Annotated in this window: 13 protein-coding genes and 1 pseudogene; 4 read left to right on the top strand and 10 right to left on the bottom strand. The window is 74.9% G+C overall.

The genetic code is table 11. The annotated features are described in order from the left end of the window. Positions 1 to 21: 21 nt before the first annotated feature. The 4 genes from ACZ7JZ_RS18960 to ACZ7JZ_RS18945 all read right to left on the bottom strand — a co-directional run bounded on the left by ACZ7JZ_RS18960 (position 22) and on the right by ACZ7JZ_RS18945 (position 2,733). A complete protein-coding gene (locus tag ACZ7JZ_RS18960) occupies positions 22 to 513 on the bottom strand; it encodes a hypothetical protein (RefSeq protein ID WP_470940469.1) in 492 nt (163 codons plus the stop codon). Between the two features lie 113 nt (positions 514 to 626). Then, positions 627 to 929 carry a hypothetical protein gene (locus ACZ7JZ_RS18955; RefSeq protein ID WP_470940466.1) on the bottom strand — a complete coding sequence of 101 codons (303 nt, stop codon included), beginning with the start codon at positions 927 to 929 and terminating at the stop codon, positions 627 to 629. A gap of 75 nt (positions 930 to 1,004) precedes the next feature. Continuing rightward, positions 1,005 to 1,976 (bottom strand): SDR family oxidoreductase, encoded by a 972-nt coding sequence (locus ACZ7JZ_RS18950; protein WP_470940463.1) that lies wholly within the window; start codon positions 1,974 to 1,976, stop codon positions 1,005 to 1,007. 109 nt (positions 1,977 to 2,085) lie between these two features. Next, positions 2,086 to 2,733, bottom strand: coding sequence for a TetR/AcrR family transcriptional regulator (locus tag ACZ7JZ_RS18945; protein WP_470940460.1), 648 nt, complete (start codon positions 2,731 to 2,733; stop codon positions 2,086 to 2,088). Between the two features lie 184 nt (positions 2,734 to 2,917). Between ACZ7JZ_RS18945 and ACZ7JZ_RS18940 the strand changes: the two genes are divergently transcribed. The 3 genes from ACZ7JZ_RS18940 to ACZ7JZ_RS18930 all read left to right on the top strand — a co-directional run bounded on the left by ACZ7JZ_RS18940 (position 2,918) and on the right by ACZ7JZ_RS18930 (position 8,475). After that, on the top strand, positions 2,918 to 4,648 hold the full coding sequence (locus ACZ7JZ_RS18940; protein ID WP_470940457.1) for an MFS transporter: 1,731 nt from the start codon (positions 2,918 to 2,920) through the stop codon (positions 4,646 to 4,648). Positions 4,649 to 4,729: 81 nt separating this feature from the next. Next, positions 4,730 to 7,930 carry a bifunctional cytochrome P450/NADPH--P450 reductase gene (locus ACZ7JZ_RS18935; protein ID WP_470940454.1) on the top strand — a complete coding sequence of 1,067 codons (3,201 nt, stop codon included), beginning with the start codon at positions 4,730 to 4,732 and terminating at the stop codon, positions 7,928 to 7,930. Between the two features lie 104 nt (positions 7,931 to 8,034). Further along, complete coding sequence (locus ACZ7JZ_RS18930) at positions 8,035 to 8,475, top strand: hypothetical protein (RefSeq protein ID WP_470940451.1); 441 nt, start codon at positions 8,035 to 8,037, stop codon at positions 8,473 to 8,475. Positions 8,476 to 8,538: 63 nt separating this feature from the next. Here ACZ7JZ_RS18930 and ACZ7JZ_RS18925 read toward each other — a convergent pair whose 3' ends face one another. The 6 genes and pseudogenes from ACZ7JZ_RS18925 to ACZ7JZ_RS18900 form a co-directional block, all read right to left on the bottom strand. Then, a complete protein-coding gene (locus tag ACZ7JZ_RS18925; protein WP_470940448.1) occupies positions 8,539 to 9,834 on the bottom strand; it encodes an MFS transporter in 1,296 nt (431 codons plus the stop codon). Positions 9,835 to 9,996: 162 nt separating this feature from the next. Beyond that, on the bottom strand, positions 9,997 to 10,578 hold the full coding sequence (locus tag ACZ7JZ_RS18920) for a peptidoglycan-binding domain-containing protein (protein WP_470940673.1): 582 nt from the start codon (positions 10,576 to 10,578) through the stop codon (positions 9,997 to 9,999). A 57-nt stretch (positions 10,579 to 10,635) separates the two neighbouring features. Next, positions 10,636 to 10,896: pseudogene (locus tag ACZ7JZ_RS18915) on the bottom strand (peptidoglycan-binding domain-containing protein); the annotation flags it as partial. An 89-nt stretch (positions 10,897 to 10,985) separates the two neighbouring features. After that, positions 10,986 to 11,993, bottom strand: coding sequence for a peptidoglycan-binding domain-containing protein (locus ACZ7JZ_RS18910; protein WP_470940446.1), 1,008 nt, complete (start codon positions 11,991 to 11,993; stop codon positions 10,986 to 10,988). A 52-nt stretch (positions 11,994 to 12,045) separates the two neighbouring features. Then, positions 12,046 to 13,119 (bottom strand): peptidoglycan recognition protein family protein, encoded by a 1,074-nt coding sequence (locus ACZ7JZ_RS18905; protein WP_470940444.1) that lies wholly within the window; start codon positions 13,117 to 13,119, stop codon positions 12,046 to 12,048. A gap of 400 nt (positions 13,120 to 13,519) precedes the next feature. After that, entirely contained in the window at positions 13,520 to 16,639 is a 3,120-nt protein-coding gene (locus ACZ7JZ_RS18900; protein WP_470940441.1) for an AfsR/SARP family transcriptional regulator, read from the bottom strand. Between the two features lie 326 nt (positions 16,640 to 16,965). On the opposite strand from ACZ7JZ_RS18900, the gene ACZ7JZ_RS18895 reads away from it, so the two are divergent. Continuing rightward, positions 16,966 to 17,706 (top strand): class I SAM-dependent methyltransferase, encoded by a 741-nt coding sequence (locus tag ACZ7JZ_RS18895; RefSeq protein ID WP_470940438.1) that lies wholly within the window; start codon positions 16,966 to 16,968, stop codon positions 17,704 to 17,706. The last annotated feature ends 95 nt before the right edge of the window (positions 17,707 to 17,801 follow it).

Here is a 17,801-nt window from a genome sequence, read left to right as displayed (position 1 = left end):
CCGGGCGCCACCGCACCCCCGTCACGCGTCCCGGTGGTCCGGGAGGGGGGTGCCGCAGGCCGAGCAGTAGCGGGCTGCGGCTTCTATGGCGTGGCGGTGGCAGCGGGGGCAGACCAGGTGGACCGGGCACAGGGGCGGGGGGCCGGGCGGGGCCGCGGGGGTGATGCTCATGCCGGGGCGGCGGCCGTGGACGGTGAGGACGACCAGGCCGTCGGGGCCCGCCGACACGGCGCGGGAGGTGCCGCGGGGCAGGAAGGCCAGGCGCCCGGGGCCGAGCGGGGTGTCGGCTCCGTCGAGGGTGAGCGTGCCGCTGCCGGAGACGGTCAGGAGGACCACGTCCACGGCCGTCTCGGTGGACGGCGTCCCGCCGGTGCCCGGCAGGTGGCGGACCAGGTTGGCGTCGAGTTGGCGGCCGCCGGCCCGCAGCCGCCACAGCGCGCCCCCGGTGTCCGGCGGCGCCGCCGCCAGCAGCCCCGCCACCGTCACCGATTCCGCTTCGCGTGCCGCCCCCACCGTGGTGCCCTCCGTGCCGTACCGCGCCCTGACCGCCGCATTATCCCCCCGCAGCCGGGCCGGAACCCCGCATTCGGGGGCACCCGTCCGGGCGGCGGGACCCCGGCCGGTGCTCACGGCTCGTCGGGATAGTCCCAGTCCAGGGCCGTCTTCGCCGCCGGAGCCACCTCCTTCACGTACCAGGCGAAGGAGCTTTCGAATTGCGGGCACCACTGGTAGGAGCGGGACACGATGAGCGGGAACGTCGTCGCCCCGGCCACGGCCCAGGCCCCGCCCTCCTCCGCCGCGGCCACGGCGACCTGCCCGGCGATGCGCTCGTCGTGCAGCAGTTCCCGGATCTCCTCCACGACGGCCCGGGCCTGTACCTCGTCGACCAGGTCCGACACCCGGAAGTTGAATGCAATGTTCACTGACATGCGGGCAGGCTAGGCGAACCGCCCGCCGGTAAGGGGCGGGCCCCAACCGGTTCCGGCTCGGGCGGTTCGGCCGCGTCAGTCGAAGAGGTGGAGGTGGGAGTGGACCCAGGACTCGTACGTGAGGGGGGTGCGGCCGATGAGGGACTGGACGGTGGGGTGTTGGGAGAGGGTCCAGGCGACGAGTTCCTCGTACTGGTCGGCGTAGGCCTCCAGGGCGTGGAGGGTGACGTCGATGCCGCCTTCGGGCCAGCCTCGGCTGCGCCAGGCCTCGCGGCTCTCGTCCGGGGTGAGTTCGGTGGTGGTGAGCTCGCGGTCCAGGGCGGTGGCGAGGGTGCGGATGCGGGAACGGGTGCTCAGGGGGAGGCCTACGGCCTCGAGGATGCGGCCGTCGTGCCCGGTGTCCGTCAGGGCCGCGACCGCGACGGCGGCGAGGTCCTCCTCGTGGATGAAGGGGTAGTGGCCGCGGTCGGCGAAGGCCTCGCGGACCGTGCCGTCGGCGCGGATGGTCTCCGCCCAGTCCGAGCCGGTCGCCGGGTACGTGCCCTCAACGGCGGCGCCCATCACGGCTGACGGGCGGATGTGGGTCCAGGGGATGCCCGAGGCCTCCACCGTCTTCTCGATCGCCAGCCAGTACCAGGTCTCCGGCGGGTAGGCCGCCTCGTACTCCGGGCCGTGCGAGGACAGCAGGACCACCTTTTCCGCGCCGCCCGCGCGGGCCAGGCCGAGGACGTCGGCGGTCGTCTCCGGGTGCGCTCCGGCGAGGAAGACGGCGCCGATGCCGTCGAAGACCGGTGCGTGGTCCCGCGGTCGGGTGACCGAGCCCGTCACCAGCCCGGCCCCGGCGGGCCAGCCGTCGGCCACCTCCGGCTCGGCCAGGACGCGGACCGGGCGGCCCGCTTCGAGCAGGAGGCGCGCGAGGTGCCGGCCGACGATGCCGGTGGGGCTGTTGCCCTCGCCCTTGCGGGGGGCCACGGCGGTGATCAGGACGGGCGCGCCGCTCCCGGGGGCGGTTCCCGTCTGGCGGCGCGCGTGCGCGAATCCGTGCATGGCAAGACCTTTCCACGTATCAGCGGAGATCTTGCGCCTGCCCGCGAGGGGCCAGGTTGCGGATCGAAGTGGCGCCAATATAACCGAACGGCGGCGCTGCCGCGGCCGGTTATTCGGAAGCGCTGTCGTGAGGGCGCGGACGGGCGAGGGTGGCGAAGAGGTCGGCGAAGTGGTCCAGGCTGGCGCGGGCGGCCGCGTTGTCGCGGTGGGACAGCCAGGCGGAGGCCACCCCGCTGAAGCACTCGATCAGCATCTGCGCGAAGGCCGCCGTGGTGACGGTGTACTCCAGGTCCGCCTCCTGCGCGAAGCGCTCGAGGTACTCCACGGTCTTGTCCAGGTACGCCCGGTGCTCCCAGCCCGGCAGCTCGTGCAGCTCGGGCTCGCGCAGGGCCAGGTTGATCAGCTCGCTGAGGACGAGCTGCGTCTCCGGGTCGGCCTCGACGGCCTCCCAGTACGTGCGCAGCAGGGCCCGCAGGGTCGCCGCCGGGTCGGCGCCGGGGCTGACGGTGCCCCAGGCCGCGCCGAGGTCGATGTTGATGTCCAGGGCCAGCAGGGCGGCGTAGAGCTCCTGCTTGGAGCGGAAGCAGTAGTGGAACGCGCCGTGCGGCATCCCGGCCTCGGCGCAGATCGCCCGGGTGCTCGCGGCGGCGATGCCGTCGCGCTTCATCACCACGAGGGCGGCCGCGACCAGGCGTTCGCGCCGCACGTCCGCGCTTAGGTGCTTCTTCGTCGTCTTGCCAGCCGGTGCCGTCGTCATGCCGCGAAGAGTAGCAAGACATTGGTCGGGTGACTGAGTCGGGTGACCGAGTCAAACGACTCGGTCAGATGGCCAAGTCATTTGGCTTGGCCACTTGACTTGGCCACCTGGCCAACTTTACGGTCCTTCCATCGGCGGCGAGCAGCAGCCGCAGCAGGTGAAGGAGAACGAGGGGGCGATGGGAATGAGTAGTTCTGTTCTGTCTGGCAAGTCCGTACCCGGCGGTGGGCCCGACGGGGGCGCTTCCGTCCGGCGGGCCGGGCCCCGGCAGTGGTGGGCGCTGGTCGCGCTGACGGTCCCGGTGCTGCTGATGAGCATCGACCTGACCGTCCTGTCCATGGCGGTCCCGGCGCTCAGCGCGGACCTGGCGCCGAGCTCCTCGCAGCTGCTGTGGATCATCGACGTGTACGGGGTGTTCCTCGCGGGGCTGCTGATCCTCATGGGGTCCCTGGGGGACCGGATCGGGCGCCGCAGACTGCTGCTGACCGGCGCGGCGGCCTTCGGAGCGGCCTCACTGCTCGCCGCGTTCGCCTGGAACGCCGAGGTGCTGATCGCGGCCCGCGCCCTGCTGGGGCTCGGCGGCGCGACCCTGATGCCCTCGACCCTCTCGCTGATCCGCAACATCTTCGAGGACCCCGCCCAGCGGCGCCGGGCTATCTCCGTCTGGGCGGCCGCCTTCGCGGGCGGGGCCGGACTCGGGCCCGTGGTGGGCGGAGTGCTGCTGGAGCACTTCTGGTGGGGCTCGGTGTTCCTGATCAACCTGCCCGTGATGGCCCTGCTGCTGGCCGTCGGCCCCTTCCTGCTGCCCGAGTCCCGGGACCCGAGGCCGGGCCCGTTCGACCTGCTCTCCGCGGTCCTGCTGATCGGGGCGGTGCTCGCCGTCGTCTTCGGGTTCAAGGAGGGCGGGCGGCTGGGCTGGGGGCTCGTCCCGGCGGCCTGGCTGGCCGGCGGGGCGGCGGTGGCCGCGCTGTTCGCCGTACGGCAGCGGCGGCTGGAGCAGCCGCTGATCGACCTCGCGCTGCTGCGGTCCCTGCCCTTCGGCGTCGCGGTGTTCACCAACATCGCCGGGGTGTTCGCGATGACCGGGATGCTCTACTTCTTCCCGCAGTACGTGCAGATCGTCCTGGGGCGCTCGGCCCTGGAGGCCGGACTGTGGGCGCTGCCGCTCGCGGTCGGCGCGGTCCTCGGCTCGCTGGTGGTGCCCTCCCTGGCCCGGCGGCTCGCCGCGGGCCCGGTCATCGGTCTCGGGCTGGCCCTCGCCGCCACCGGCTACCTGCTGCTGAGCCTGCTGGACGCCTCCGGCGCGGCGGCCCTCGCCTTCGGCGGCGGCGCACTGCTCGGCACCGGCGTCGGACTGGCCAACACCCTCACCAACGACGTGATCGTCAGCGCCGCGCCGCCCGGCCGGGCCGGAGCCGCCGCGGGCATCAGCGAGACGGCGTACGAACTGGGCGGGGCGATGGGCACCGCCGTCCTCGGCAGCATCGGCGCCCAGGCCTACGCCTCCCGGGTGCTGGCGGACCTGCCCGCCCAGACCCCGCCCGAGGCCGCGGAGGCGGCCACGCAGACCCTCGCCACCGCGGAACAGGTGGCTGCCGCGCTGCCGCCGGAGCAGGGGCGCGAACTCGTCGCAGGTGCGCACGGCGCCTTCGTGGACGCCATGTCGCAGACCTTCCTCACCGCCGCGCTGATCGTAGGCGCCGCCGCCGCGGCCGCGGCCCTGGTGCTGCGCCGCCACCGCGTCGCGGAGGCGGGGGCCGGGGCGGGGGCGCACGGGGATTCGGGCCCGGATGCGGGCTCGGGCCCGGCTTCGGCTTCGGCTTCGGCTTCAGATTCGGCTTCGGGTACGTCGTCCAGCGCCGCGGCCGCCCCCGCCGCCAAGCCCCGCGCCACCGCCACCGCCACCAGGCCCTGACCGGCCCGTACCGCCCGGCCCGTCCGCGGCATGACCGCCCCCGCCCCTCCCCCCGCCACGTCCCTTCCCGAAGGAGTACCCATGTCCGCCACGCACTCCCCCGCTGCCGCCTCCACCACCGCCACCCCCGGGGGCCTGCCGCTGCCCGGCCCCCGCCCGCTGCCCCTCCTCGGCAACCTGCCCGAGCTGCTGACCGCCCCGGACGGGAGCAGCGACGAGTTCCTCGACTCCTTCCACCGCGAGTACGGCGGGATCTTCGCCCTGACCATCAACGGCGAGCGCCAGGTCTTCGTGTCCTCGCACGAGCTGGTCGCCGAGATGTGCGCCGGTCCGCACTGGCGCAAGTCCGTGCACGCCGCCCTGGAGGAGGTACGGGACTTCGCCGGCGACGGGCTGTTCACCGCGTACGGCGACGAGCCGAACTGGGCCGTGGCCCACCGGCTGCTGATGCCCGCCTTCGGGCCGGGCGCGATGCGCGACTACTTCCCCGCGATGCTCGACATCGCCGACCAGATGCTGACGCGCTGGGAGCGGTTCGGGCCCGGTGCGCGGATCGACGTGGCCGACGACATGACCCGGCTGACCCTCGACACCATCGCCCTGTGCGCCTTCGGCGTCCGCCTCAACTCCTTCTACTCGGAGGAGATGCACCCCTTCGTCGGCGCGATGGTCCGCAGCCTCACCGAGGCCGGGGCGCGCAGCGAGCGGCTGCCGGGCCTCCAGCCCTTCCTGCTGCGGACCAACAGCCGCTACCGCGAGGACCTGGAGACGATGCGGCGCATCACCGGCGAGATCATCGCCGCGCGCCGGGCGCAGCCCGCCGGGGAGCGCCCGGACGACCTGCTGGAGCGGATGCTGACGGCGGCGGACCCGGTGACGGGGGCCGTGCTGCCGGAGGAGAACGTCCGCTACCAGCTGGCGACCTTCCTGATCGCGGGCCACGAGACCACCTCCGGGCTGCTGTCCTTCGCGGTGCACGCCCTGCTGACCCGCCCGGAGGTGCTGCGCCGGGCGAAGGAGACCGTGGACGGGGTGCTGGGCGGGCGGACCCCGCGGTTCGAGGACCTGGCGGGGCTCGGCTACCTGGGGCAGGTGCTGCGCGAGACCCTGCGGCTGCACCCGACCGCGCCGGGCTTCGCGCTGGCCCCGGACGGGGACACCACGCTGGGCGGGTACGCCGTCCGGGCGGGCGAGTCGGTACTCGTCAACCTGCCCGCGCTGCACCGGGATCCGGCGGTGTGGCCGGACCCGGAGGAGTTCGACCCCGACCGGTTCGCGCCGGAGCGGATGGCGGAGATCCCGGCGTACGCGTGGATGCCCTTCGGGCACGGGGCGCGCGCCTGCATCGGGCGGCCGTTCGCCCTCCAGGAGGCGGTCCTCGTCCTGGCGATGGTCCTCCAGCGCTTCGATCTCGAACTGGCCGATCCCAACTACGAGTTGACGGTCCACGAGACGCTGACGGTGAAGCCGGCGGGGCTGGCCGTACGGGCCCGGCGGCGGCAGGCACCCGCGCCCGTACCGGAGGCCGTACCCGTACCCGCAGCCGCCGCACCCGGGGACGGCCGGCAGGACGCCCCGGCCGCGCCCGGCCACGGCACCCCCCTGCTCGTGCTGTACGGGTCGAACGGGGGCGGCGGCGAGGCCCTGGCCCGCACGGTCGCCGGGGACGGCGCGGCCCGCGGCTGGCGCACCACCGCGGCCCCGCTCGACGAGTACGCGGGCCGGCTGCCCGCCGAGGGCGCGGTGCTGATCGTCACCTCCACCTACAACGGCTCCCCGCCGGACAACGCCCGCCGCTTCGTGTCCTGGCTGACGGAGGAGGCCCCCGACCTCTCCGGTGTGGACTACCTGGTGCTGGGCTGCGGCAGCCTCGACTGGGCCGCCACCTACCAGCGCGTGCCCACCCTCGTCGACGAGGCGATGGCCGCGGCGGGCGCGCGGCGGATCCGCGAGCGGGGCGCCACGGACGCCCGTACCGACTTCCACGGGGACTGGCAGCGCTGGTACGAGCCCCTGTGGCCGCAGCTCGCCGAGACCTACGGGATCACCGAGATGGCGACGGCCGGCCCCCGCTTCCGGGTGGTCGAGGCGGCGGGCGGGGACGAGGAGGGCGGCGCCGGGACCGGGACCGCCGTGGTGCTGGAGAACCGCGAGCTGGTGCGGGAGCCCGGCGCGGGCTCCAAGCGGCACCTGGAGGTCCGGCTGCCCGCGGGGGCCTCGTACTGCACGGGCGACTACCTGTCGGTCCTGCCCGAGAACCACCCGGAGCTGGTGACGCGGCTGCTGGACCGGCTGGGCCTGCCCGCCGGGCGGGTCTGCACCGTCGAGTCGCATGCCCCCGCGGGGCGGCTGCCGATCGGCCGCCCGCTGCGGCTGGACGACCTGCTGACCCGGTACGTCGACCTGTCGGCCCCCGCCTCCGCGGGCGCCGTGGCCCGGCTGGCCGCGCACACCCCCTGCCCGCCGGAGCGCGCCGAGCTGGAGCGGCTGGCGGGCGAGGGGCACGCGGACGGGGTGCTGCGGCCCCGGCTCAGCGTCCTGGACCTGCTGGAGCGGTTCGCCTCCTGCCGGGCCGACCTCGCGCTGCTGCTGGAGCTGCTGCCCGCGCCGCGGGCCCGCGCGTACTCGATCAGCTCGGCCGCCGAGGAGCAGGACACGGCGGCGCTGACGGTGTCGGTGCTGGAGGGCCCGGCCCGCTCCGGCCGGGGCGTCTTCCGGGGCGCCGCCTCCGACCTGCTGCGCCGGACCCGGCCCGGGGACCGGCTCACCGTGGCCGTGACCTCTCCCCCGGAGACCTTCCGGCCCCCGGCGGACCCGTCGGTACCGGCCGTCATGATCGCTTCCGGGTCGGGGATCGCGCCGTTCCGCGGGTTCGTGCGGGCGCGGATGGCCGCGGCGGCGCAGGGCCGGGCCACCGGTCCGACGGTGCTGTTCTTCGGCTGCCGGCACCCGGAGTGGGACGACCTGTACGCGGAGGAGTTCGCGGAGCACGTGGCCGCGGGGCGGCTGGAGGTCCACCGCGCGTACTCGCGGCTGGGCGGCGGGGGCCCGGACACCGGTGGTGAGGGGATCCGCTACGTCCAGGACCGGCTGTGGGAGGAGCGGGACCGGGTCCGCGAGCTGCTCGGCCGGGGTGCGCACGTGTACGTGTGCGGGGACGCCGGGGGCATGGGGCCCGCGGTCGAGGAGGTGCTGGGCCGGATCGGGTCCGGGGACGCGGACGGGGCGCGGTGGCTGGACGGGATGCGGGCGGCGGGGCGGTACGCGACCGACGTGTTCTGAGCGGCCGGTCCCCGGGGCTCCGGCCGGGCGGCCGATAATGGCGGGATGCAGGGACGCGCCGCCCGGCGGGGCGGCACGTCGGACGAGGACCGGGGAAGAGGACCATGGGGTTCGCGGTGGGGCAGAGGGTGGAACTGGCGGTCGAGCTCGGGCTCGCCGGTCCGGTCACCGTGGCGGGCGGGGAAGGCTGCGGGGAGGCGGACGGTCACGGGGACGCGGCCGGAGACGGGGCCGGGGCCGTGGTGGGATCGCTGGCCCTGGCGGCGGGGACCCGCGGAACCGTCGAGCGGGTGGACGCCCACGAGCGGCAGCCCGACAAGGCCGTGGGCGAGTTCCTCCGCCTGAAGTCCCTGCTGGAGGACTTCGGGGCGCAGATGCCCGCCGCCAGCCGGGGGCGGCTGGAGGAGGAGGTCGCCGCTCTGGAGCCCGCCTGGCGGACCTTCGAGGCGGACCGGGAGCGGGTGACGGTCCGGGTCCGGCTGGACAGCGGCTTCGTCCTGGAGGGGACCGCGCCCGCCGTCCTCTCCCCCGTCGCGGACTCCTAGCAGGTCCGTACGTACGCAGGTACCTGCGTACGTACGGACGGAACCGCCCCCGCCCGGCCCCCGTCAGGCCGCCGGGGCCGGGTCGGCGGGCTCGCGGGCGGCGCGGCGGCGGACGGCGTCCTCGTCGGTGCGGGCGTCGTACGTGAACAGCTTCGGGAGCAGCGCGGACAGGATGGCGACCGAGGCCACGCAGGCCACGCCGCCGGTCCAGAACGCGGAGCGCGTACCCGTCCAGCCCGCCATCGAGCCCGCCCGGACCTGGCCGAGCTGCGGGCCGACGCTGTACGAGAGGACCTCGATGCCGGCGAGGCGGCCGCGCAGCTCCTCGGGGATGGTCTGGTTCCAGATCGTGGCGCGGCCGAGGCCGCTGAGCATGTCGCCCGCGCCCGCCACGGCCAGGCAGGCCAGCACCACCCAGATGCTGCCGGTCCAGCCCGCCGCCGCCACGGCCAGGCCCCAGACGCCCGCCCCGCCGATCACCAGCAGTCCGTGCCGGTGGACGCGGGAGGTCCAGCCGCTGGTCAGGCCCAGCAGGAGGGAGCCGACCGCACCCGCCGCGTACATCAGGCCCAGCGCCCAGACGGCGTCCAGCTCGTCCGCGAGGAAGGGGAAGATCGTGTTCGGGAAGGCGAAGAACATCGCGGCGAGGTCCACGGCGTACGTGCCGAGCAGGACCGGCCTGCTCCACGCGTAGCGGGCGCCTTCGGCTATGGAGCGCAGCGAGGGCCGTTCGGCGCCGTGCACGGGGGGTGCGGGCGCCAGCCGGGTGCAGAGCAGGACGGAGGCCGCGAAGCCGACCACCGTGACCGCGTACGCCGAGGCGTAGCCCGCGTACGCGACGACCACGCCGGCCAGGGAGGGGGCGGCGATGGCGCCGATGTTGTAGCGCAGGGAGTTCAGGGCGGCGGCGGCCGTCATCTGGTCGTGGGGCACGATCCGGGCCATCAGGGAGTCGAGGGCGGGCCGCTGGAGGCCCGCGAGGCCGGAGACCCCGGCGGCGACCACGTACAGCGGCCACAGGAGCGGGTCCGGCAGCATCGCGTTGACCAGCAGGATCAGTGCCAGGGCGCCGAGTGCGGCTTCGGTGAGCAGGATCAGCCGCCGCCGGTCCACGGCGTCCGCGAGCGCTCCGCCGTAGAGCCCGCAGACGACCATCGGGACCAGCTCCACGGCACCCATCGCGCCCACCGCCAGCGGGGAGTCGGTGAGGTGCTTGATCTGGAGCGGCAGGGCGATCATCGCCATGAAGGAGCCGAAGAAGGTGACCGTGCCCTGCCAGAACAGCAGCCGGAAGTCACGGCTGGAGTGCCAGGGGGTCAGATCGGGGAGGAGGGCGGCGATGCGGCGGGGGGTACTCACGAGGGATCATCGTCCGCGAAACGTCGGAATCGGACAAATCATTTATTGCCCGGGGCTCCCACCTGCGACCGCGGCCGGCGGCAGCGGTGGTCGCTGCCGCCGGCCGTCCCCCGTCGGTCCGGTCGTCCGGTCGTCCGGTCGTCCGGTCGTCCGGTCGTCCGGTCAGCTGAGGAAGGCCACGTCCCAGTGGTTACTCTCCTGGGCGTAGATGTTGCCCGAGGGCGACTCGTAGAGCGGGGCCTGGTCGCTGGGGCGGGTCCCCGCGAGCCGGAAGTTCCGGGTGACGTAGCCGGTCAGGCAGGGGGTCAGGGCGAAGTCCAGCTTGTACCCGTTCCAGTGGCTGTACGTGCCGCCCGCGTGCCCGGTCTCCGTACCGCCGGTGATCGTCAGGGCGCAGCCGCTCGCCCGGCGCAGGGCGACGGCGCCGTCGGCGGAGGTGCGGCGCAGGCCGTCGAACGAGGTGCAGTTGCTGCTGTTGCGGTTGGAGCAGTTTCCGGAGGAGGTCCAGGAGATGCTGCCGGCGCTGAAGACGGCGGTCGCCTGGGCGTGGGTGAGGATCTCGCCGCCGCCACCGCCGCCGCCCGAGCCGGCGACCAGGGCGCGCCAGGTGTTCGGGCCGACGATCCCGTCGACCGGGGACAGGCCCTTGGCGGACTGGAAGCTCTTGACCTTGGCCTCGGTGCCGTCCCCGAAGGCGCCGTCGACGGCGAGGCCCGAGCCGTACCGGTTGAGCTGGGTCTGCACGGCCTTGACCGCGGAGCCGTTGTCGCCCTTGCGGACGGTGCTGATGAGCTTCGACCAGGTGTTGGGGCCGACGATGCCGTCCACCGGGGACAGGCCGACGGCGCTCTGGAAGCTCTTGACCTTGGCCTCGGTGCCGTCCCCGAAGGCGCCGTCGGCGCCGGTGGCGTGGCCGCGGGCGGCCAGCAGGTGCTGGACGGTGGTGACCTGGGGGCCGGATTCGCCCTTGCGGACGAGGGGCCAGTCGGCGGCGAGGGCCGGGGCCGCGGAGAGCAGGCCGGCGGCGAGCGCGGCCAGCAGGGTGGCGATGAGGGCGGCCACTGCGCCCGGGTGTCTTTTCGTCACGTCTTCTTCCTGTTCCTCTTCCCTGTGCCTGCTCTTGTTCGTGCTGCCGATGCCGTTGCCGCTGCTCAGCACCGGTAGGAGGCGTTCGGGTGGACCGGCTCGCAGTACCGGATGTGCAGGTGGTTGTCGTGGTTGGGGTACTGGATCGTCAGCCCCTCCGCGATCAGCTGGGGGTCGTTGAAGTAGATGAACTTCACGTGCCCGGGGGCCGCCGCGCGCAGGGCCTTGACCAGCTCGCGGGTCGCTCCGCGGTCGTAGGCGCCCGACTGCCAGGTGATCCGGGAGCCGCTGCACTGGGCCGCGTCGGTGCGCACCGGCCACAGGTCGGCGTCCATGCCGACCTGGTGGCTGGCGTGGCCGGAGATGGAGCCGCCGTGCTCGAAGCTGACGTCACCGACGGGGACCTTGCCGCGGCCGTGGGCGGAGAAGGTGCGGGCGGCGGCCTCCAGCTGGGCGACCGCGGCGGCGGTGCCCCAGTCGGCGGAGCCGTTGCCGTCGGGGCTCTGGTTGCAGAGGGTGCCGGCGCCGTAGTCGACGGACTCGTAGTGCCACAGCAGGTTGGTCCAGGTGTCGGGGCCGACGACACCGTCGGCGCCGAGGCCGGCGTGGCTCTGGAAGGTGCGGACGGCCGAGGCGGTGCCGGCGCCGAAGGCGCCGTCGACGGCGAGGCCCGCGCCGCGCTTGGCGTTCAGCAGGTACTGGACGGCCTTGACGGCCTCGCCGCGGCTGCCCTCCCGCACGGTGGGGGTCAGCGCCTTCCAGGTCTGCGGGCCGACGATCCCGTCGGAGTCGAGCCTGCGGGCGGTCTGGAAGGAGCGGACGGCGGTGTCGGTGCCGCCGCCGAAGACCCCGTCGGCGGTGAGCTGGGCGCCCTGCCCGTTGAGCAGGTACTGGAGGGCTACGACGTCGGTGCCGCGGTTGCCCTTGCTCTGGGTCGGGACGAACGCGCCGCCGAAGGCCTGTGCGGGGGCGCCCAGGCCGACCAGGAGGAGCAGGGCGGCGAATGCGGCGAGCGCCGTGAGGGGGACGGCCGCGCGCAGGGCGCGGAAGGACAGGGCGGTGGTCGGTGGCATGGCGGTGGTCTTCTCCTCTGGTGGGCGGATGGCAGTGGACGGGTGGGCGGGTTCAGCCGAGCAGGCGGCTGAAGGTGCGGGCGTCGGCCGTGCCGTCGGCCGGGAGCCCGGCCGTGTTCTGGAAGCCGGTGACCGAGGCCTGGGTGCCGGGGCCGAAGGCGCCGTCGACGGCGGTCGGCACGCCCTTGGCCGTGAGCAGGAGCTGTACGGCCCTGACGGCTTCGCCGGAGTCCCCCTGGCGCACGGGGGCGACGAGCTGGTGCCAGGTCTGGTTGCCTGCGTAACCGTCGGAGGTGGCGGTCACGAGGGTCTGGAAGTCCCGTACGGCCTTCTCGGTGGCCGGGCCGAAGCTCCCGTCGGCGGTGATGGCGGCGCCGCGGCGGATCAGCAGGTGCTGGAGGGCGCGGACCCGGTGGCCGGTGTCGCCGCTGCGGAGCACCGGCCAGACGGTTGCGGCCGGGTCCCCGCCGACGCGGGCGGCGACGTCGCGGCGCAGTTGCGGCAGCAGCGCGTACAGGCGGTCGCCGGGGCACTCGGTGGCGTTGAAGTCCCGGTGCCCGTAGATCTGGTAGGCGCGCAGGCCGTACTGGCGGCAGAGGTGCGCGCAGAGCTCGACGAGCTTCGCGTACTGCTCGCTGCGCGGGTCGACCGTGCGGTACGTGCCCTCGTTCTCGATGCCGATGGCGATGGTGTTCTGGCCGCCGCAGTGGGCCGACTCCACGGTCTGGGTGCCGCCGCGGAGGGCGGCGAGGCTGCCGTGCCGGCCCTCCAGGACGTGGGCGCCGCGGGAGACCGTGAAGTGCTGGCCGGTGTCGATCCAGTGCCGTTCGTCCATCGCCCAGTTCTGCATGGAGCGGGCCAGTCTGGCGGCTTGTGCCTGCGAGTAGTCGGTGACGTTGGCCGTGGCGGTGTGGTGCACGATGATCTTCTGCGGCGGGACGGGCAGGACCCGTACGGGGCTGCTCGGCTGCCTGGCCCCCCACCCCGCGGTGTCCACGATGGTCGGGGCGGAGGCTGCCGCGGCCCGGCCCCCCGCCCAGAGGGGCAGCACGGCGGCGGCGCCCAGGGCGAGGCCTCCGGTGAGCAGGGTGCGGCGGCCGGGGGTCGGTTCGGTGACCGGGGTCATGGTGGGGTGTCCTCAACTCGGTGTCCGGGCCGGTCCGGGCCGGGCCGCGCCGTCGGGAACCGTCCGGGGGGCGGACGGGGCGACGGCGGCGGACGGGTGCGGACCGGCGGTCTGCGGGCTCGGGCGGGTCTCGGGTGGGTCCCGGGCGGGTCTCGCCTGCGGGTGGGCACCCTGGCCGGGTGCTCGCCGCCCACTCTGTCGACCCGTACCAACAGCCCGCCAACACGGCTCCAACGGGCCGGTCCGGGCAGGCCGGTGCCCGCCGGGCGTGCCTCGGCGGGTTGCGGGAGGGGCTTGCGGACCTGCCTGCGGGCGTACGGACCCACGGGCGCAAGGACCCGCGGGCGTACGGCTGTACGGGCATGCGGGCGAACGGGCGTACCGACCCGCGGGCTTGCGCCTACACCGGCTCGTAGTCCTCGTGGCCGCGGGCGGCCGGGACCTCCGACGAGGCGGCGTGCTCCGGGGTGGCACGGCGCTCTTCGGGGCCCTGGCCCGGGCGGGTCCCGGCGAGGCCGCGGAGTTCCGGGAGGATGCGGGCGTCGGTCCCGTCGAGGTTGCGCAGGGCGGTGCGCCAGGACTGCCGGGCCGCGCGCTCGTCGCCGCAGGCGCGCAGGGCGTGGCCGTGCTCGTGTTCCGCGAGCCCGGTCGTGTAGGTGTCGCCGCGTTCGGCGGCGAGGCCGAGGAGGGCCTCGCACTCGCGGCGGGCCTCCCCGGGCCGGCCGAGCAGGCGCAGTGCCCTGGCCCTGCCGATGCGGATCTCGCGTTCGGCGTTCCAGTGCAGGACGCCGGTCGCGGTGATGGCGGCGGCCTCGGCGAAGCGGGCCAGGGCGGCCTCGGGTTCGCCGAGGGCCAGGTGGCAGTGGCCGGTGTTGCACAGGGCGACCAGGCGGATCACGTCCGCTCCGATCCTGGTCGCGAGCTCCAGGCTGCGGAGGTGGTACGAGACTGCCAGGCGCAGGTCGTCGGGTTCGCTGACGTAGCCCTGGTGGCCGAGGAGGAGGGCGCGGTGGAAGTCCTCCATGTCGTTCGGGTCCTCGGGGCGCAGGGCGAGGGCCTGGTGCAGTGCGGTTCGGGCTTCGTCGTACCGTCCGAGTTCTTTGAGGAAGGCCGCCCTGTTGCCGAGGGCGAGCATGCGGGCGGCGGGGGTGGGTTCGGCGGCCAGGGCAAGGGACTCGTCGAGGAGGAGCAGGGCCTCGTTGAGGTAGCCGTCGGAGTACTGGGTGACGGCCAGGGCGCGCAGGGCGGTGGTCTCGGCCTCGCGGTTGCCGGCCGAGCGGGCGGCGGCGACGGCGCGGCGGGCGAGGGTGCGCCGCTCCTGGACCAGGCCGCGATCGTGGAGGTAGGCGGAGAGGACGCTGACGAGTTCGATGGCGCGCCGGGGGCCGAGCCTGCCGCCGTCCGGGCGGCCGGCGAGGAAGACGAGGTTCTCGGCTTCCTCGTCGCCCCAGGCGGCGGCTGCTGCGGCATCGCGGAAGCCGCCCTCGTCGGACCCGGCGGAACCGGCCGTGCCGGCGGGCGCGTTGAGCCCGTCGGACCCGTCGGGGGCTGCGGGCCCGTCGGGGGCTGCGGGCCCGTCCGGGTCAGGGGCGACCCCGCGGAGGGTGGGGCTGCCGTGCCGCAGGAGGCGGGCGCATGCGGCGGCCCGGTGGACGTACCAGGCCAGGGCGGCTTCCTCGCGGGCCTGGTGGGCGGCCAGGTCCGGGTGGTGGGCGGCCAGTTCGCGGGCGAAGTCGCGGACCAGGTCGTGGGGGCCGTAGCGGCCGGCGCGCGTCTCCTCGACGAGGGCGGTCTCGGCGAGGCGTTCCAGGGCGAGGTCGGCGCGGAGTTCGTCCACGCCCATGAGCCGGGCCAGCAGGGCCGGGGAGTACTCGGGGAGGTCGAGTCCGCCGAGGCGGGTGAGGGCGAGGGCGGCGTCGCGGTCGCGGGCCCGGTCGGAGGTGGCGAGGGCCTCGTGGGAGGCGGACAGGGAGCGGCGGACGCTGAGGTCGTCGAGTTCGAGGTGGTCGAGGCGGGCGTCGTGGGCGGTGAGGCGGGCGGCGAGCGCCTCCACGGTGAGGGTGCGGCGGGTCGCCAGCCGGGCGGCGGTGATGCGCAGGGCGAGGGGCAGGCGGCCGCACAGCTCGGCGAGGTGCGCCACGCGGGCGGAGTCCCCGGCGCTCCAGCGGCGCCCCGAGGCCTTCTCCAGCAGCAGGGTGCTCATCGCGGGGGACAGCGGCTCCAGCCGGATGTGCCGGTCGGCGCCGAGGGTCGCGAGCGGGATCCGGCTCGTGGCGATCACGGCGCAGCCCGGCCCGGCGGGCAGCAGGGGGGTGAGCCGGCCGGCGGAGGGGACGTCGTCGAGTACGAGGAGCACGCGTTTGTCGGCGAGGGCTGAGCGCAGGAGCGCCGAGGCGGCCCCGGGGTCGGCGGGGACGGTGCGGGGGTCCGCGCCCATGCCCTGGAGCAGCAGGGAGAGGGCCTGCGCGGCGTCGAGCGGGGACACGCCGGGGGTGGCCGCGTGCAGGTTGAGGTAGAGCTGCCCGTCGGGGAAGGCGGACTGGAGCTGCTGGGCGGTGTGCAGGGCGAGGGCGGTCTTGCCGACCCCCGCCATGCCGGTGACCACGGCCAGGGCCGACCGGGTGCGGTCCCGCAGGAGGGCGTCGCGGAGCTGTTCGACGTCCTCGCTGCGGCCGACGAAGTGGGCGGGTGCGGCGGGGAGTTGAGCGGGGCGCGAGATCGGGGGACGGGGGGTCGGGGGACGGGGGTCCGCGGCCGGACGGGGGGCGTCGGCGCCGGTGCGGCCGCGCCCGGACAGCACCTCCTGGTGGGCGCGGCGGACGGCGGGGCCGGGCTCCACGCCGAGCTCGTCCGCGAGCAGCCGACGCAGGCCGTGGAAGCGGGCGAGGGCCTCGGCCTGGCGGCCGGTGCGGTCGAGTACGAGCATGAGCTGCCGGTGGTACGTCTCGCGGAGCGGGTGCTGTGCGACGAGGAGTTCCAGTTCGGCGGCGAGGCCCTCGACCCGGCCCAGGCCGAGGCAGGCCTCGTACCGGCATTCCAGGACGCGCAGCCGCTGCTCCTCCAGGTAGGCGGTCTGCGGGTGCTCGACGGCGAGCGGGGTGTCGGCCAGCGGCAGGCCGCGCCAGAGCGCGAGGGCCGCCCCGGCCTCCCGTTCGGCGGTGCTCCAGTCCTGGGCGCGGAGGGCTTCCAGGGCCCGGCCGCCGTGCCCGGCGAAGACCTCGCTGTCGAGTTCGCCCTCGGACACGGAGACCCGGAAGGCCTGGCCGACGGTGTGCAGCCGGGCCGCGGCGCCGGGGCCGAGGTCCTTGCGCAGCCGGGCCATGTGGTTGTGCATGGAGGCGACCGCCGAGGCGGGCCTGCGCTCCCCCCACAGTGCGCCCATCACGGAGTCGAAGGTGACGACCTGCCCGGGCTGGAGGAGGAGGGCGGCGAGCAGCGCCCGGGATTTGGGCTGGGCGACGGGTCTGGGAAGGCCCGCATCGTCGTGCACCGACAGCGGACCGAGTACGCCGAACCTCATCGCGCTTTCCCCCGGAGCTCGAACGGCCTCCATTCTCGTCCAGCAGGGGTCGCCCGCCAAATGCGCCGCGAAGCGGAAGGGGCGTACGGGCGGGGTGGACGTTTGAGGCGGGCGCCGGCCCCGCGGGGCGGGGCGGGAAGCGGAACCCGACGGGTGGGTGAAGTGCGTTGTCCGCGGGGCGGATTGGAGGGATCTCCGCACATCGGGGGGCGCCGTCTTTTGGATCTTCTGCCAGTACGGGGCCGCCCGGCCGTGGGATGAAACTTCCTCCACGGGCCGCGGCTCATTTCGGGAGCCGACGCCACGAATCGAGGGGAAACGCCACGATGAGTGGTCAGCTGTACGACGGGATCGGCGAGGCCTTCGAGGGCTTCAAGACCCTGCCCATCATCCGCTACGCCGAGGTGCCGGGCTTCCTCGCGCTGGTCGGCGACGTGACCGGAAAGTCCGTGCTCGACATCGCCTGCGGGACCGGCTTCTACAGCCGCGAGCTGCGCCGCCGCGGCGCGGCCCGGGTCCTCGGGTTCGACATCTCGGGGGCGATGGTCGAGGCGGCCGCGGCGCTCGAGGCGGCGGAGCCGCTGGGCATCGCGTACGAGGTCGGGGACACCGCGACCCTGCGGGCCTTCGACGAGCCCTTCGACCTCGCGGTGGCCGTGCAGGCCTTCAACTACGCGCAGGACGTCGCCGAGATCGGGCGGATGATGGCCAACATCCGGCGCAGCCTCGTGCCCGGCGGCTCGTTCTTCCTCTTCGTGCAGAGCCCGGAGTTCGACTTCGGCGGCCCGTCGCTGGAGAAGTACGGGTTCCTGTGCGAGTCGACGGGCAAGGACGACGAGATCGGCAGGGGCATCCGGCTCACGGCCCTGCTGGACCCCCCGGTGTCCTTCGAGGCCACCGTGCCGTCGAAGGAGACGTACGAGAAGACCCTGGCCGGAGCCGGGTTCTCCGGCGTCGAGTGGGTGCGCCTCGACGTCTCGGAGGCCGGCGTCGCCGAGTTCGGCGAGGAGTACTGGCAGGACTACGCCGCGAACCGGCCCCTGACGATGATCCGCTGTACGGCCTGACGGGGCCGTTGTGGGTTGGCGGGCCCCCGCCGCCGGCGCGGGGGGCCCGGCCTCCGGAGAGGACCGACAAGGCGAGGCCGCGGATGATGAGGGGG

The organism is Streptomyces sp. NPDC038213 (assembly GCF_055600495.1).
The sequence above is the reverse complement of the archived record's forward strand: the minus strand, read 5'-3'. Positions and strand labels throughout refer to the sequence as shown.

Coding starts and splice junctions, on each gene's coding strand:
- ACZ7JZ_RS18955 (WP_470940466.1), bottom strand. CDS start 929: ATGTCAGTGAACATTGCATTCAACTTCCGGGTGTCGGACCTGGTCGAC.
- ACZ7JZ_RS18950 (WP_470940463.1), bottom strand. CDS start 1,976: ATGCACGGATTCGCGCACGCGCGCCGCCAGACGGGAACCGCCCCCGGG.
- ACZ7JZ_RS18945 (WP_470940460.1), bottom strand. CDS start 2,733: ATGACGACGGCACCGGCTGGCAAGACGACGAAGAAGCACCTAAGCGCG.
- ACZ7JZ_RS18940 (WP_470940457.1), top strand. CDS start 2,918: ATGAGTAGTTCTGTTCTGTCTGGCAAGTCCGTACCCGGCGGTGGGCCC.
- ACZ7JZ_RS18935 (WP_470940454.1), top strand. CDS start 4,730: ATGTCCGCCACGCACTCCCCCGCTGCCGCCTCCACCACCGCCACCCCC.
- ACZ7JZ_RS18930 (WP_470940451.1), top strand. CDS start 8,035: ATGGGGTTCGCGGTGGGGCAGAGGGTGGAACTGGCGGTCGAGCTCGGG.
- ACZ7JZ_RS18910 (WP_470940446.1), bottom strand. CDS start 11,993: ATGCCACCGACCACCGCCCTGTCCTTCCGCGCCCTGCGCGCGGCCGTC.
- ACZ7JZ_RS18905 (WP_470940444.1), bottom strand. CDS start 13,119: ATGACCCCGGTCACCGAACCGACCCCCGGCCGCCGCACCCTGCTCACC.
- ACZ7JZ_RS18900 (WP_470940441.1), bottom strand. CDS start 16,639: ATGAGGTTCGGCGTACTCGGTCCGCTGTCGGTGCACGACGATGCGGGC.
- ACZ7JZ_RS18895 (WP_470940438.1), top strand. CDS start 16,966: ATGAGTGGTCAGCTGTACGACGGGATCGGCGAGGCCTTCGAGGGCTTC.